The 16,645-nt window shown below is 48.1% G+C and carries 11 protein-coding genes; 3 read left to right on the top strand and 8 right to left on the bottom strand.

The genetic code is table 11. The annotated features are described in order from the left end of the window. Window positions 1-52 precede the first annotated feature (52 nt). The 3 genes from BUR42_RS16220 to BUR42_RS16210 form a co-directional block, all read right to left on the bottom strand. Entirely contained in the window at window positions 53-616 is a 564-nt protein-coding gene (locus tag BUR42_RS16220; protein ID WP_074240631.1) for an RNA polymerase sigma factor, read from the bottom strand. A gap of 98 nt (window positions 617-714) precedes the next feature. Beyond that, entirely contained in the window at window positions 715-1,875 is a 1,161-nt protein-coding gene (dnaJ, locus tag BUR42_RS16215; RefSeq protein ID WP_074240220.1) for a molecular chaperone DnaJ, read from the bottom strand. A 78-nt stretch (window positions 1,876-1,953) separates the two neighbouring features. Beyond that, a complete protein-coding gene (locus tag BUR42_RS16210; RefSeq protein ID WP_074240219.1) occupies window positions 1,954-2,526 on the bottom strand; it encodes a nucleotide exchange factor GrpE in 573 nt (190 codons plus the stop codon). Between the two features lie 136 nt (window positions 2,527-2,662). Between BUR42_RS16210 and BUR42_RS16205 the strand changes: the two genes are divergently transcribed. Next, the gene (locus BUR42_RS16205) at window positions 2,663-3,835 is read left to right on the top strand and encodes a class I SAM-dependent rRNA methyltransferase (RefSeq protein ID WP_074240218.1); all 1,173 of its coding nucleotides are present in this window, start codon (window positions 2,663-2,665) and stop codon (window positions 3,833-3,835) included. 236 nt (window positions 3,836-4,071) lie between these two features. Here the strand turns inward: BUR42_RS16205 and BUR42_RS16200 are convergent, their stop codons facing one another. The 4 genes from BUR42_RS16200 to BUR42_RS16185 form a co-directional block, all read right to left on the bottom strand. Then, complete coding sequence (locus BUR42_RS16200) at window positions 4,072-4,422, bottom strand: T9SS type A sorting domain-containing protein (protein WP_074240217.1); 351 nt, start codon at window positions 4,420-4,422, stop codon at window positions 4,072-4,074. A gap of 139 nt (window positions 4,423-4,561) precedes the next feature. After that, window positions 4,562-5,611, bottom strand: a complete 1,050-nt coding sequence (locus BUR42_RS16195) for a PorP/SprF family type IX secretion system membrane protein (protein WP_084185604.1) — start codon at window positions 5,609-5,611, stop codon at window positions 4,562-4,564. A 9-nt stretch (window positions 5,612-5,620) separates the two neighbouring features. Further along, window positions 5,621-8,494 carry a PKD domain-containing protein gene (locus tag BUR42_RS16190; protein ID WP_084185603.1) on the bottom strand — a complete coding sequence of 958 codons (2,874 nt, stop codon included), beginning with the start codon at window positions 8,492-8,494 and terminating at the stop codon, window positions 5,621-5,623. Window positions 8,495-8,550: 56 nt separating this feature from the next. Beyond that, on the bottom strand, window positions 8,551-13,395 hold the full coding sequence (locus tag BUR42_RS16185; RefSeq protein ID WP_074240215.1) for a PKD domain-containing protein: 4,845 nt from the start codon (window positions 13,393-13,395) through the stop codon (window positions 8,551-8,553). Window positions 13,396-13,616: 221 nt separating this feature from the next. On the opposite strand from BUR42_RS16185, the gene BUR42_RS16180 reads away from it, so the two are divergent. Together BUR42_RS16180 and BUR42_RS16175 are read left to right on the top strand one after the other, a co-directional pair. Beyond that, entirely contained in the window at window positions 13,617-14,219 is a 603-nt protein-coding gene (locus BUR42_RS16180) for a methyltransferase domain-containing protein (RefSeq protein WP_074240214.1), read from the top strand. Between the two features lie 12 nt (window positions 14,220-14,231). Continuing rightward, window positions 14,232-14,909, top strand: a complete 678-nt coding sequence (locus tag BUR42_RS16175; protein ID WP_074240213.1) for a rhodanese-like domain-containing protein — start codon at window positions 14,232-14,234, stop codon at window positions 14,907-14,909. 171 nt (window positions 14,910-15,080) lie between these two features. Here BUR42_RS16175 and BUR42_RS16170 read toward each other — a convergent pair whose 3' ends face one another. Continuing rightward, window positions 15,081-16,592, bottom strand: a complete 1,512-nt coding sequence (locus BUR42_RS16170) for a carboxypeptidase M32 (protein WP_074240212.1) — start codon at window positions 16,590-16,592, stop codon at window positions 15,081-15,083. Window positions 16,593-16,645: the final 53 nt, after the last annotated feature.

Genomic DNA, 16,645 nt, shown 5'->3' with positions numbered 1-16,645 from the left:
AGAGCATTGTCAGAGAAATTCACACGCAAAAAAGGAGAAAAAAAATTCCGGGTTATTTAGTCAGCATAAAGATCATAGCAAGGGTGAGGTATTCCCGCCTTTGGCGCATCACCTGCATTACGCGGGCCACGTAACCCTCAGCGGTGCGTACAGATACACCCAGCTCCCCGGCCACCTCTTCCAAAGGCCGGTCCATCAGCTTGTGCTGCAGAAAAACAATACGATGTTTGGCAGGTAGTTCGTTGGCCAGTTTATTTAATATTTCCAGTAGAAATTTGTTGTCGATATCAAAAGCAGGAGATTGTTCTGCAGTGATGGCCTGTAATGTATTGGTTTGTTCTTTTTTACGATTCAGATGGGCGAAATGGCGGTAAATAGCATACCGCACCATCGCTGCCAGGTAGAATGGAAGGGATTGTATGGAGAGATCGGCTCTTTTGTGCCAGAGAGTCAGAAAAACCTGCTGAACAATTTCTTCCGCATCCTGTGCCGATTGCAGGCGCTTGTGCGCCATGAAATACAGTGGCTCCCAATACTGGTTGTAAATTTCGGTAAAAGCAGTTTCATCCCCGTCTTTCAACAACGCTAATAAAGCTATATCATTGGTATCTCGCATAAATAACTGAGACAGCAGCATAAAGCAACCGCATAAATTTACAAAAAGGGCCGCATCAATAGCATGATGCGGCCCTTTTTTATTATAATCTCTTATTATCAGCTGAAGATATCCTTTACTTTCTCGAAGAACCCTTTTTCACTTTTCTCCGGATTCGGTTTAAAGTTTCCTGAGTCCTGCAATTTCTCCAGCATGCTCTTTTCTTCTGAAGTAAGTGTTTGCGGCGTCCATACATTTACGTGGATCAGCTGATCACCTTTCTCGTAACTGTTCACGGAAGGGAAACCTTTGCCTTTCAAGCGGAAGATCTTTCCGCTTTGCGTGCCGGGAGGTACTTTGATCTTTGCCTTTCCGTCTATGGTAGGCACTTCCACCTGTGTGCCGAAGGCGGCATCAGGGAAGGAGATATGAAGATCGTAAGCTACATTCAACCCATCCCGCTGTAATTCAGGATGTGGCTCTTCTTCTATGAGGATGAGCAGATCTCCCGGAGCGCCGCCTCTTTCGCCGGCATTTCCTTTACCGCTCATGCTCAGCTGCATGCCTTCCATTACACCGGCCGGGATATCGATGGATACTGTTTCTTCTCCATATTGGCGGCCTTCTCCTTTACAGGAAGAACATTTATTGGTGATGATCTGACCTTCTCCGTTACAGGTAGGGCAGGTGGTAACCGTTTGCATCTGGCCCAGGAAGGTTTGGGTAACTTTCCTTACCTGTCCGGAACCCTGGCAGGTGGTACAGGTCTGGAATGCATTTTTATCTTTTGCGCCGAGGCCGTTACAGGTGGTACAGGTTACGTGTTTCTTAACCTTGATCTTTTTGTTGGCGCCTTTGGCGATCTCTTCAAAATTGAGTTTGATCTTCACCCGCAGGTTGCTGCCCCGGGTTCCTCTGCCACGGCGGCTTCCGCCACCGCCGCCACGTCCGCCGCCACCAAAGAAACTACCGAAGATATCTTCACCGAAGATGTCTCCGAAGTTGGAGAAGATATCGTCCATGTTCATATTGCCGCCATGTCCGCCACGGTTGCCCATACCGGCATGACCGAACCGGTCGTACTGCGCACGTTTATCAGGGTCGCTCAACACTTCATAAGCTTCTGCAGCTTCCTTGAAATGTTCCTCTGCTTCTTTATTACCGGGATTACGGTCAGGATGGTATTGCATAGCCACCTTGCGGTAGGCTTTCTTAATCTCGTCCTGGGACGAGGTTTTGGACACCCCTAAAATTTCGTAAAAATCTCTTTTGGTGGACATGTTTATACACTTGAATAGCCCACTCCTCTGAGCGGGCTGTTATGGATTTATGTGGACTTTAATATTGCTGTCACATCGTCATTTTCCTACTACTACGCGGGCATGACGAATGATCTTGTCATTCAGGTAGTAGCCTTTCTGTAAAACGTCCAGTACCTTTCCTATTTTTTCTTCTGCAGGGGCAGGGATCTCCGTGATGGCATCGTGCAGGTCTGCATTGAATTCTTCATTGAGGCTTTCCATAGGTTTCAGGCCTTTGGATTGCAATACGCTGTGTAACTTGTTGAAAACCAGGGATACGCCGTCTTTAACAACATTAATGTCTGTAGCGGTTTCCAGTTGCCTGGCAGCTCTTTCGGAATCGTCCAGCACTTCCAGTAAGGCAATGATCACTTCCTTGTTGGCGGTATTTATGAGTTCAATGCGTTCTTTTGCATTACGTTTCTTAAAGTTATCGAAATCGGCATTTAACAGCAGGTATTTCTTCCGCAGTTCATCCAGCTCGCTTTTCACCTTATCCAGTTCATTCTCCTCTGGTACGGCATCATTTAGATGGGTAGACCCAGCCATGTTCTCGTCTGAATTAATATCCTGGAAGCCTTCTGCTTCCGGCTGCCCATTTGCCTGCATATCTTTGTCTTTTTCTGTCATGATGGTATAAATTAACTGCAAAAGTACAACGGTCAATTATTTTGCCAAGGGATGTAATGGGGACAAATTGGCAGAAATTTCCGTCCCGCAGCATAAAGCGGGGAATGTGTACCTTTGCGCCTTCGAAATAAGATACATGACAAAGGTTTTTCTAAAGAAAAAGATACAGAACAGGGTACTGCTGGGTCATCCCTGGATCTTCGGGAATGAAGTAGGGCAGATAGACGGAGAGGTGAATCCCGGGGATATTGTGGATGTGTTTACGCACACAGGCGTTTTTGTGGGGAGGGGTTACATCAATCCCCAATCCCAGATCCTTGTTCGTTTGCTCACCCGGGACCGGAATGAGCAGGTGAATGATGGTTTTTTCCTGAACAGGCTGCAAAAGGCCTGGGACTACCGGAAAAAGATAGGGTATGTGGAAAACTGCCGCCTCGTGTTCGGGGAGGCAGATGAGCTGCCGGCCCTTGTGATCGATAAATTCAACGATTACCTCGTGATCCAGACGCTGGCACTGGGTATAGATCGTTGGAAACCAGCCATCGTGGCTGCACTGGAAAAGATCTTCTCTCCCAAAGGGATCTATGAAAGGAACGATGTGCCTGTACGGGAACTGGAAGGTTTACCTCAGCAAAAAGGCTTTTTAAGCGCTCCCTTCGACACCAATATCATCCTGAAAGAGAATGGTCTAAAGTTCCATGTGGATATCGTAAACGGCCAGAAAACAGGGTATTTCCTGGACCAGCAGGATAACCGCCGGGCCATCCAGCATATCGTAAAAGGGGCCAATGTATTGGAAGCATTCTGTTATACCGGTACTTTCTCCTGCCATGCTGCCCATTACGGGGCTAAAAGCGTGCTGGGGCTGGATATCTCAGAACATGCGGTAGCTACTGCCCGCAGGAATGCCGAGTTGAACGGGCTGCAGGATATCTGCCAGTTCCAGGCAGTAAATGCCTTCGACCAGCTGAAACAATGGACAAAGGAAGACAAGAAATTCGATGTGGTGATCCTGGACCCGCCGGCCTTTACCAAAAGCCGGGAGAACATCCAGAAAGCCATAACCGGTTATAAGGAGATCAACCTGAGGGGGATGAAGTTGCTGAAGCCGGGAGGTTTCCTGGTCACAGCGAGCTGCACCAACCTGGTAGACCCGTCTATGTTCCTGGAAACCATCGATATGGCGGCAAAGGATGCGCGGAAGAAGTTACGGCAGGTTACTTTCATGACACAGGCGCAGGATCATCCTATCCTCTGGAATATAGAGAATACCACTTACCTGAAGTTCCTGATCGTAGAGGTACAGTAAGCGTTGTCTACGGCGCTGTTAAAGGGCTTGCTACGGTTCTGTCATGGGCCTGCTACGGGAGAACAACGGGGGATCTGTGGGGTTAGTGTGGAGTTGGAGTGGACTTGTGGTGGAGATGCTGTGGACTTGAGGTGGACTTGGTCTGTAGACCCTTGATGGTAAAGCGTTTCAAACGCCGGAAAAATAAAAAAGGCTACTGAAACAGTAGCCTTTTTCAATATCTTCAAACCTTCCTATTACTTGACCACATTGAATTTCCCCGATTCTACGAGGTTTCCGTTCTTTTCACGTAACTGGAAGATATATAATCCACTATAGTAATTATCAAGGTTCACCTGTGTACGTTGCGCGATATTCTTGAGGTGATCTACTTTTTTACCGAGGAAGTTATAGACAATAATTTCGTAAACCTTATCGTTATTACGCTGGATCTCGAAAAAGATCTTAGTAGTAGCAGGATTGGGATAAGCTTTGACAACCTTACTCACACCTTCCGTTTCGGGGAGGGATTTAGTACTTTGAGACCATGCCGGAAGGGATATGGTACAGAGTAGGATAAATAAAATGAGCGTAGAGTTCTTCAACATAGTATCCAAAGATAATGATTTTTTTAAATATCTGTCAAACTTTTTCGGTTTTGATCCTATTATAAATATAACAAAACCTAAGCCAAAATGTATCTGTTTGCCATGGTTTTTTGAAAATTTTAACGCTTGTTAACGTTTTTTAGAAGCTCGGACAGGTTACACTGTTCAAAGTAGAGTTCCGGCTGTTCAGGAAACTTTTGAAAACCATAGACAGTTCAAACCCTCCCATTGCCTGGCTGGCAGTCCGCAGCCGGGAAACATTCACATCGTAACTCATTCCAATTTCGTAGGTACCCATATCCAGCCTGATCATAGGGACCACGGCATCGTTCCATCTGAAGAACAGCCCGCCATAGAAGCCCCTGTCTGATTCCAGCCCCTCATCGTATAAACTATAACCTATCATGGCTCCGCCGATAAATTCTGAATAAGAACCCTGATGTACCTGGTTATAATGTGCGATCACCTTGATCCTTTCGGCCAAGGGAACAGTAATGCCCATATTAAAGCTCAGCTTTGGGTCCAGTGTGATCGTCTTATCGTCATAAAAGGAAACCTTGGGCCGGTTGAAATGGTAATAGGCTGCCCCCACAAAGTAATTGCCTTCTTCCCCTAAAGATCCGTTATAACTCATGCCCACCCCTGCATCCCAGTAAGTATAACCTATCCTGGCCATTCTTCCTTCTTCCCCGGTAGCGGCGGCAGGATCAAAACGGCCATTGGTATACTGGTTATTGAAAGTGAGGTGTGTGGGATCAAACTGCCGCTGTACCATACCTCCCATGAAACCCAGGGAGAGGAAGCTGCTTTTGTCCTCACTCAGGGATTTGTGATAGTTCAGCGCCGGCAATACCTGAACGGACTGCAGCCTGGAGGTGCCTGCCCGGTCGTACGACATTTGTAAACCTGCCGTGATATGGTCATTATATTGGCCGATGGGGAATTTCATTTCCCCGCTCATGGTGCCCGTTTGATAAGGAATGGTAACACTGTTCCATTGATTGCGGTAAACGCCCTGTATGCGCACGTCTCCTTTGAACAGGCCGATCAATGCCGGATTGCGCAGTATAGGTGTTTCAGCAAACTGTGACAGATGTATATCCTGGGCCTCAGCACTAAGCGCCAAGCTGCAACAAATGAGCAGGCGCGCACTTTTCCACAGCGTTTTCATCGTCTTCGGCTTTTTCATGGTATGGTGTTATCGGAATAAAGTTACGTTTCCTTTTAGTTGGAATTTCTCTTTTGTGTCACAAACCGCTTCGAAAAGATAAATATACACGTCCGGCGGCAGCACCTTTCCCTTCAGCGTACCATCCCAGCCCTGGCTGATATCCTCTACATTGAAATTCTCTCTTTTAAATACTTCCTGCCCGAAGCGGTTAAAGATCCGCAGGGATTTGATCACCTGCACGCCTTTTCCACGTGGATAGAATACATCGTTTGCCCCATCTCCGTTGGGTGTAAAGCCGGTAGGGAAGAACACAATACCCTGATCACATACCAGCTTAATGTTCACCACATCTGTTTTTTTACAGCCATTGTTGTTAGTTACTTCCAGCGCATAGTCCATAGACTGGCGGATGGCAGATACCGTTTGCGGACATGTTGAACAATCAAGATACGTGCTGGGTTTCCATTCCCATTTGATTACATCATTGCTGTAAGTGGAGCTGAGGTTCACCAGGCTGCCTGCGGTTACTACCTGGTCCGGCCCTACATTTACCACAGGCACCGGTTTCACCTGCACGGTGATCTGTGCGCTGGCAGAAGGGCAGGCCACATCGTTACCGGCCACTACGGTATAAGTAGTATTGACTGTTGGTGTAACAACAGGCATGGCAGTAGCCGGACCGCTGATGGCATCCGTATTCGGCGTCCAGCTGTAAGTGGCAGCTCCTGCGGCACGCAGTTGTGCACTCATACCCTGGCAGATGGCTGTATCAGGGCTTACCTGTAAACGCACAACGGGCACTACTTTCAACTGTACGGTATCACTGGCCGAACATCCATATACGTTAGTGGCAATGGCTATATAAGAAGTGTCTTTTAATGGAGAAGCTATAGGATCATTACAGTTGGTGCAACTTAACTGGTAGGCAGGCTGCCAGGCTACAGGATCGTTGCTGAGCGCGTGCAGGGTTATACTGTTGCCTTCGCAGACCTTAGCCTGCGGCGTTGTGGCATGCACAAAAGGAGTGGGCCGAACAGGGATGTTTACCGTGATGGAATCCACACAGTTCCTGGCATCCGTTACCACCAGCTTCACCGGGAAAAGGCCGCTGGCGTTATATTTTGTTGGTGCAGGAACCTGGATCGCAGATGATGTGCCATTCCCCAGGTCCCATTTCCAGTTCGTTAAGGGAATGTTGGGAGAAGGAACGGAAGATTCAGCAAACCTTACCGGCTGGCCTTCGCAGGCCGTTGCTGCCAGTGTGAAACCTGCAACGGGTGCTATTACATTCAGATGATCTTTCTTTACGATCGTATCTGCACAATAGGCGGGATCGTTATAACGAATAATAAGTGTGTCTGTGAAAAGCCCTTTTACCAGCATCTTTTTTTTGATGTCCACATTCGTTGTGGTTAAGCCGGTACCATCACCGAACTTCCAGTTGTAGCTGTCTACAAGGGTATGCGGTACATGCACTACACCATAATCTACTTCGCTGCTGCGGCAAATGGTGCCTACCCCGGTATGAAAATCTGCAGTGAAAACCTGGATTGTTTTGAAGATGGTGCTCATGCAATTCTGTACCGTGTTCCTTACTGTCAGCCGCACATTGTAAGTGCCTGGCTGCGTATAGGCATGGACAGGATGCATGGTGTTATCCAAGGGGGAGTTATCAGCAAAATCCCACTCGTAAGTATCGCCGGCGGAACCGGCAGAAGTATTTGTAAAGTTGTAGGCGTTCTTGTTATCACATCGGCGGGTAAAGCTGAAATCAGCCACCGGACCGTTATTGGTGAGCGTGATAGGGGTTGCGGCAGTGAAACATCCATTGGAACCCGCACTCATTTGTATGGTAACCGGGCCGCTTATACGAAATACCCGGTTGATGTCGTTCTCAGGACCTTCATAGGTTGTACCATCCCCAAAGTCCCAGCGGTAGCGGCTGGCGTTGGTGGCTGTTGCCAGGAGGCGGGCGCTGGTGCCTGCACAATTATCCGGCCGCGTAGCAGTAAAACTTACATTGGAAGGTGCAGTACCTGTTTTCACCAGTTGCGGAAAATTGCGGGTGGCTGTGCAGCCCTGCTGTGTGGTTATGGCAAGACTTACATTGAAATTACCTGCCGAGTTATAGGTATGTGTAATACCCGGCGTAGTACCATTGCTACTTTGACTATCTCCGAAAACCCAGGCATAGGAGGCTACAGGGTCGTTATTGATAGTGGTAACATTGGCAGAAAGAGTGGCCGCAAAAGGTACGCAGCCCTGCAGCCCGGTTCCCGAAACATTGATCACAGGCGCAGCCAGCTTAATAAAGTCCTGCTTTTTAAGGGTTTTGGTGCACCCTGTTGTATTGCTGACGGTGAGTGTTATATCAAATGTATCTATACGGGTGAATTGATGCTGAACAGTAGAAGAGTTAGTGGTAACTGTTGGTGTACCATCCCCGAAATCCCATATCCGCTGCACCCCTCCGGGTGTGAGGTCTGTGAAAGTGGCGGTGTAAGGGCCGCAGGCTATGGCTGTGTTAACTGAAAAGTCCGGTACCGGCATAGCATACACCACAAAGTTCTGCGTGGCGCTGCTGGTACTGTTTGGGTAATAGGCGGTAAGTGTAACCGTTACCGGCCCGGCATTCGGAAATGTGACCACCGGGTTTAAATCGTTAGAAGTGTTGCCGTTACCAAAGTTCCATATGCAGGAAAGGGGGGTACCGGTGCTGGTATTCCGAAAGGTAAAAACAGCAGGGGCACACTGGCTGACGGGAGATGCGGTATAAGTAAAGCCAGCCTGCTGCGCTTTTATGAATGCCGGAGCAACCAACATGCAAAGCAGCAACAGCAAGGGCCGGCTACGTATAGCATGCGGGTTTTTCATATGAGGTGCAGGGACGGTTCTCATCATTTACAAAGGATATGGGATACTTATGAATTATACAAATATATAATATTATTGTCAAATTAGCGCAAAAGGGTCACATTCCCCTTGACTAACAATGGTTCATTGGAATCACAGGTCATTTCCACGTAATAGATATAAACATCCGGGTTAAGCAATACGCCGCCGAACTTACCATCCCATCCGCATCCTGCATCGTCTGTATTGCAATTACTTCTTTCAAATACCATTTGCCCCCAGCGGTTGAATATTTTAAATGACCTGATGCCGCTGATGCCTTTCCCCCTTACGTAGAAGATGTCGTTCTGTCCATCTCCGTTGGGGCTGAAAGAGTTAGGGATAAATGCCGTGCTGGCCGGGCAGATCAGTTTGATCGGCAACAGCGCAATGGTAGCGCAGCCATATTGGTTAGTGGCAGTAATGTTATAGGTCACATCTCCTTTAGGCGTGGCCACAGGAGAAGGGCAGTCTGCGCAGGTGATCCATTTGTCAGGATACCACTGCCATTGAATGATATCAGGGGAACCCTGTATCCCTAAGGTTACTTCCGTACCTGCCGGCACCACTCTTCCCGGACCGGGATTAACCACGGGGGAAGGGTTTACGGTGACCAGCACATTCACTGTATCTGTAAAGCAGGCATCATTGCCATAACCCACCACCTGGTATTGCGTGGTGGCAGCCGGCCTTGCAAACGGGTTGGCAATATCTGCCCTGCTCAGGCCGGTGGCTGGTAACCAGCGATAACGAACGGCTCCGCTTGCAGAAAGTTGTGTTTGCTTGCCGCTACAGATCACCGCATTATTAGACCTTACCTCGAAAGGATGTGATACAGTGATGCGCATGGAGTCGTTGACCATACAACCGAAGTTGTTGATCACGCGGAGGCGGTAAGTGGTATCCACCACCGGGCTCACACTTGGATTGGCATTGCCGGCATCTGAAATATTATAGTTGGTCCAGGAATATGTTCCGGGGCTTGCATTGGATTGAAGCTGCAGGGATTGTCCCTGGCAGAGTACGGCTTGTTTAGGCATCACGTTCACAGTCGGCAGCGGATTCACTGAAATGGGTACCATGGCAGTATCCGGACATTTATTACTCTCGTTGCGGATCACCAGTTTTACCTGGTGGCTGCCGGGTGTTCTGAACACCATTCGCGGATTAGCGCCTGTTGCATTAGCCGGCATATCGTCCAGCAGCCATACCCATTTGGTATCAGGCAGGCTCTTGCCTTCCGATCCTCTGAAAAGGATGGAATCGCCGGCACAGATAGGATTCACAGGGCTAAGGCGAGCTTCCGGCAACGGTTCTACTTTTACAGGCATGGTCAGGGAATCCTTACATCCATAGAAACTGGTCACCACCATTTTAGCCTGGTAGGTACCCACGCCGTTGTAAAAATAAGTGGGGTTAAGCGCAGTGCTCACATCGTCTGTTCTGTGGGTGATACCAAAATCCCAGAGATAGGTTTGCGGCTGCTGGAGCCTGAGATAAGAAAGGCTGGTACTGCTGTTGCTGAAGAATACATCACCTGCATCACATGCCAGCGCATCATCCAGCACAAAGGATGCTTTCGCCTGATCTACGATAATAGTTTCCTCAGGGCCTTGTGCAGGTACTCTGCAACCCTGCGCATCTTCCAGGATCACCCTTGGATGATAGATGCCTTCTTTATCGTAAGTGTATTTGAAAGAGTTAGTAGTAGTGATCTGTACATTCCCGTTATCAAAGTCCCAGATGTACTTCACAGCATTCGTGGAAGTAGCTGAGATCGTCATCTCATGTGGCACGCAACCTGTTTTTGGCGTCATATCGCGGGTACCGGTAGGGCCCTTGATAGTGATCTGCCGCGTGGTGGAATTGATACAATCACCGGCAGAATAAACATCCAGGCGGATGGTGTAGGTGCCGGGCAGGTTAAATACATGGGAAGGGTTTTGCAGGCTGGAGCGGCTGCCATCTCCGAAATCCCATACAGAACGTACATATTGGCTGCTTTCATTGGTGAACTGTACCAGCACCGGAGGGCATGCCTGCAGATCGGATGGCATGCTGAACCTGGCCACCGGATCGGGAATAATAACAAATTTACCTTTTGTTACTGTTTCCGTACAGCCGATGGTGTTAGTAACGGTAAGTGTTACATCATACTCACCGGGTGTTGAATAGGCTTTTACAGGATGCTGCACATTGCTTGTGGCACCATCTCCAAAATCCCATGCATAGATAAGTCCGCTACCAGTTGAAGTATTGCTGAATTGAATAGGCTGGTCCCTGCAGGCAATGGTGGAGGGCGTACGGAAGTTTGAAGTTACACCTGTTACCGGAACCGGTTTGGTGACGGATGTTACGCATCCTGCATTGTCCTCAACCTGCAACCGCACGTTATAGGTGCCTGTTTGTGCAAAGGCATGTTTGTGGTCTACCGGTTTGGTTTGCAATACCTGGGGTGTAGTGCCGTCTCCGAAATTCCATGTCCATGAACGAATATTATAACCATGCGAGGCAACAGATGCATCTGTGAATAATTGTTCATCTCCCTTACAATTCCTGCCGGTAAAACTGAAATCAGCTGTAGCGCCGTTCACTTTCACAGGGATGATGTTGGATGTGCTGACGCAGCCATTCCTGTCTAACACAGTGAGTACAACGCTGTAATCGCCGGGAGTGTTATATGTTTTGGAAATGGAAGTACCGGGAACCGGTGCATACGTACCGTCTCCCCAGTTCCATGAATAGGAAACAATGTTGGCAGGGTCAGTATTACTTCTGGTAAAAGTAACAGCGCCGCCTGCGCATATTTCTGTATTAAGCGCAGCGATAATGGGCTTTTCATCCATCACTTCTATTGTTACCGCATGTACAGATTCGCAATTGCCGTCGTTCACGGTAAGGCGGATGGTATACACTCCCGGTGCCGCATACACGTGTGTTGGCGAAGGAGTGGTAACCAGCGGGGAGTTATCTCCAAAGTCCCATGACCAGAAACGTGGTGTTCCCGCAATGGGGCCAAAGTCTGAAAGGTCTGTGAAGTTCACGGTATACTTGTCGCTGCAATTCCTGTTGATCATGAAATTGGCAATAGGAGGCAGGATAGTGATAAAGTCTATTTTAGTGAGCGTACGGCGGCAGCCATAGTTGCTCACGGTAAGTGTTACATCGTGCCTGCCGATATTGCGGAAAATATGTGAAGGGTTCTCTGCTGTTTCCACACTGCCTCCATCGTCCGGGAAGAACCAGTACCATTCTGTACCGCGGGGAACAGATTGATTCACAAAGTTAACCGGGTATCGCTGGCAGGGATTCTTCGGATCTCCGTCAAATTGCACAACAGGTATCCTGCCGGCTCGTACAGTAGTGTCTATGGTATATTGGCAGCCTCCCGTGATAGTTACAACCAGCCGCACGTTAAACACACCTTCTGTAGTGTAAGTATGAGAAGGTGTTACGGCAGTGGAGCTGGTACCATCTCCAAAATCCCAGCTGTAACCGGTGATCATACCGGCACTCAGCAATGTGGCGCTGAATGTGGTGGTGTGAGGAAGACAGCCTTCAGGATTTGAAATATACATTTGTACTTCAGGCTCTTCCACGCGGATATAATCAGGCAGCGTTACACTGGCCTCACAACCCTGGTCAGACCTCACCCGCAATGCAACATCATAACTGTCAAATCGTGTATAGGTATGTGTTGGGTTCAATCCTGTACCTGTAGTGCCGTCTCCGAAGTTCCAGAACCATTCCGTGGCGCCGGTGGATGTAGAGGTGAACTGTGTGTTGAAAGGAATAGCGCAACCCTGTGGAGGTGTTGCCGTAAAGCTGGCCACCGGAGAGGGATGCACTGTAATGGTCTTGGTGATGGTTTCCATACAACCCGGCAGGCCGGATTCGAGTGTGAAAACATAGTCACCTGGTGCAGAGAAGTAGTAGGAAGCATCTGTACCGTGGGTTTGTCTTCCATCCGGTAAGGTCCAGGTAGAAAGTGTGGGGCGTGGCATGGTAGTATTGATCAGGGGTACATTAACGCCTGTACAAACCGGGCCTAGCGTGGTAAAGTCTGCCCTTGTTTTTTCAATAGTGATGAACGCGGGTTTAGTGATCACTGCTTCGCAACCCTGGGCATTCCTTGCTCTTAAGGTTACTGTAAAACGCCCTTCCTGCTGGTATTCCACAGTAGGGTTGGCAGCTGTTGAAGTAGTGCCGTTCCCGAAATCCCAGGCATAGGTTAAACCTGCCGGGCCGGTACTGGTGAAATTAACGGTCAGGGGCGTGGTGCAGCTGCTGAAAGCATCGGAAGTAAAATCCACGTTGGGTGTTTCCCCTACATTGATGAGCCGGGCTTTTTCAAGACCGGCAGAGCAGCCGAAGCTATTGGTAGCGATAATGTTAATGGAAAAGTTGCCGCCTACGTTATAAGTGTGGGAGGGGTTTGGGTCAGAAGTGATCACACCATCCCCAAAGTCCCAGGTTACATTTTGCAGGGTACCGGAACCGGGGGTACTCTGATCTGTGAACTGGATAGGTAAAGGCGTACATCCAACCACGTTGGATACAGAGAACTGTGGTACCGGTCTTGCATATACTTCAATGTTCTCGCTATATGTTTTAGGGCCACCTGGATAAGTAACCGTTAACGTTACTTTGTATGTACCCGGGTTGAGATAGGTAATGCCGGCATCCCGCGTGGTAGCAGTAGAGCCTTGTCCAAAGTCCCATAAGTAGGCGGTGGCGCCGTTGTCAGACATGTTGGTAAAGGAAAGGGCGTGTGGAGCACAATCGTTTTGTTTACCGTTAATAGTAAACCTTACTGTCTGTGCACTGGAATGCAGGGAAGCCGCAGTAAATGCAAGCAGTAGGATGGCACAATACGTTCTAAAACAGCACAACTGTTCCTGGTAGTTCATGGATATCGGATATAGTCGCAGGTGTATGGGCAATGAGCCCAATTCGTAATCTGATCTAAAATTAATATTTAAAAAACAATTATCTGTCTATATTAACATTATGTTTTCATACTGTTAGCTGAATTATCACTTATTTGCTGCCTGGCGGAGGTATGCTACTCAATCATTCTCAGGCCTTTCTACCATTTGAATCAAGCAATTAGTACAAACAGTTAACAGGTATGCCTGCATTAGACAAGTCTTATTGGAACGCCCGTTACGAGCGTGGCGAAACGGAGTGGGATATGGGAACAGTTTCACCCCCTCTCAGAGAGTACATCGATCAGCTTCCCAACAAAAATCTTCGTGTATTAATTCCCGGTGGTGGCAACAGCTACGAAGCCAGGTATTTATGGGACAATGGGTTTAAGGATATAACGGTATTGGATATATCCTCCGTATTAATCGACAGACTGAAAAGAGAACATCAGCAAACAGGGATCAAATTTATTGTAGGAGATTTTTTTGAGCACGAATCCGAGTACGACCTTATTATTGAGCAAACCTTCTTATGCGCACTGGACCCTGCATTGCGGATGGCATATGCCCGTCACATGTACGATCTCCTTTGGGAAAAAGGTGCCCTTGTGGGCCTGCTGTTCAACAGGGAATTTGATGAGCCCGGCCCTCCTTTCGGAGGTGGTATCAAAGTATACCGCAGAATGTTCGAGCCGTATTTCAATTTTAAGATCTTCGCACCCTGTCACAATTCTCATCCGGCCCGCCAGGGTAAAGAGGTGTTCATTAATTTCCGGAAACTGGACCAGCTTTCAAAGAAGCGGTAGTATCTTTACGGTATGAAAAAGATGCTTTTAGCAGCCTGTTTATTATTAGCTGCACTGGTTGGTCTTGCGCAGAACGCAGTACCGGCGGATGCTTTTGAAAAAGGTATGCAGCAACCGGATATCCAGTTGCTGGATGTACGTACGGCGAAAGAATTTAACACGGGCCACCTGCAGGATGCCCTGCAGGCTGATTTTACAAAGAAGAGCGAGTTTTTTGACCGGATCAAATATCTTGATAAATCCAAACCAGTCTATATCTACTGCCTGAGTGGCGGCCGCAGTACAGCTGCTGCCAAATGGATGCGTGAGAACGGGTATACCCAAGTGGTAGAGATGGAAGGCGGTGTAATAGCCTGGAAACAAGCCGGTAAAGCATTGACAGGTGTTGCCGCCGGCCCGCAGTTGAGCATACCTGATTTTGAGAAAGCGGTAAGCAATGGAAAATGGGTGCTGGTAGACGTTGGTGCCACATGGTGCCCCCCATGCCGGAAAATGGAACCTGTTGTGAAGCAGATCGTTAAAGAAAAGCAATTGAAATTAGTGAATGTGGATGCCGGTAAGGATACGGATGTGATGAACAGCATCAATGCCAAAGCGCCGCCTACTTTTGTGTTGTATAAAGATGGAAAAGAAGTATGGCGAAAGGAAGGTGTGGTAACATTGGAGGAATTCAGATCAGCGATCAGATAAAAACAAACAAAGGACTGTTTTTAAAACAGTCCTTTGTTCAGTGAACCTTCTGTCATCCTTCAGTGATCCTTCAGCGAAGCCCTCTGTTGGCAGAGGTTTGCACAAGGTTCACTGAAGGATCACTGAAGGGGTATACAATATTGAGATAAGATTTTTACAGCTTCAGCAACATTATAGTTGATAGATCCCCCCAAATTTCTTCTTCGCATAATCCAGGAAATATTTGAACTCCAGTTTTTCCCCGGTCACCTTTTCACACAATTCATTGGAAGTATAAAACCTGCCGTACTGGTGAATATTCTCTCTCAACCATTCCAGCAAAGGACCGTATTTACCATCTGCAATAGCATTTTCCAGCCCCGGCACCTGTTTCTGTGCAGAAGTATATAACTGCGCTGCATAGAAACTTCCTAATGAATAAGTAGGGAAGTAACCAAAGCTGCCGTGAGACCAGTGAATGTCCTGCAGAACACCTCTCAGATCGTCCGGTACTTCCTGCTGCAGGTATTCGCGGTAATACTGATTCCATATTTCGCGCAGGTCTTTTGTTTGCAATGTTCCGCCGATCAAACCTTTTTCAATTTCATAGCGGATCATTACATGGAAATGGTAAGTAAGCTCATCTGCCTCTGTGCGGATCAGGGAAGGCTGCACGAGGTTAATGGCCCTGTAGAAATCCTGGATAGGTACTGCCAGCAGGCTGCTGCGGAAAGTGGCCTGCAGGTTGCCGTAATGATATTGCCAGAAAGTAAGGCTGCGGCCTAAGTTGTTTTCCCATAAGCGGGATTGGGATTCATGAATACCCAGGCTGGCAGCTTCTCCGCTGGGGAGGCCATATTCTTCTACCGGAAGTCCCTGTTCGTAAAGCGCATGCCCGCCTTCGTGGATACAGCTCCAGGTCATGTTCCCAAGGTCCTGTTCATCTATGCGGGTGGTCACCCTTACATCCTGGGGGCTGAAACTGGTGGTGAAAGGATGTTCCGAAATATCCTGCCGCCCTGCTTTGAAGTCGTATCCCATGTCTTTCAGAAGGTTCAAACCAAACTGCCATTGCTGGTCTTTAGGGAAATGGCGGTGCAGGAATTGTTTATCAGGCACCTCCTGCAGGGCTATTTTTTGCAGGATGGGCAAAAGGGATTCTTTCACCCCGCTGAATATTTTATCCAGCATTTGCACATCTGCTCCTTTTTCATATTCATTCAGCAGCGCATCATAAGGATGGCCTTTGTAGCCAAGGATCTCTGCCTCCTGTTTTTTGAGTTCCACCATATTGGCCAGCAGCGGCTCAAACACATCAAAATTGTTTTCCTTCCTGGCCCGGATCCATGCATGATAGGCTGCATTGGTAGCGGTGGACAGTTCGGCAACAAAAGCTGCGGGGTACTTACGGTTCTTCTCATAATCTTCCAGGGAGAGGGCCACATTCTTTTGTTGTACAGCATTGAGGTCGCTGCGGGAACTGAGTTCTTTCAGGATATCGCCCAGTGCATCCTCGGAGAACAGTTCATGGGCTATGGAGCTGAGTGTAGTCAACTGCTGGCCACGGAAAGACGCTCCTTTTTCAGGCAGGTAGGTTTCCTGGTCCCAGCCCAGTACAGACATGGCATTCCTTACGTCTGCCACTTTTCGCATTTTTGCCTTATAATCTTCGTAAAGCCCGGATGAAGTTTTTTGCACTGTCATTAAAACGATTTTATTTTACAAATCTAACGAACAAGCTGAACCAGCAATAAAAG

The organism is Chitinophaga niabensis (assembly GCF_900129465.1).
Classification (GTDB): Bacteria; Bacteroidota; Bacteroidia; order Chitinophagales; family Chitinophagaceae; genus Chitinophaga; species Chitinophaga niabensis.
The sequence above is the reverse complement of the archived record's forward strand: the minus strand, read 5'-3'. Positions and strand labels throughout refer to the sequence as shown.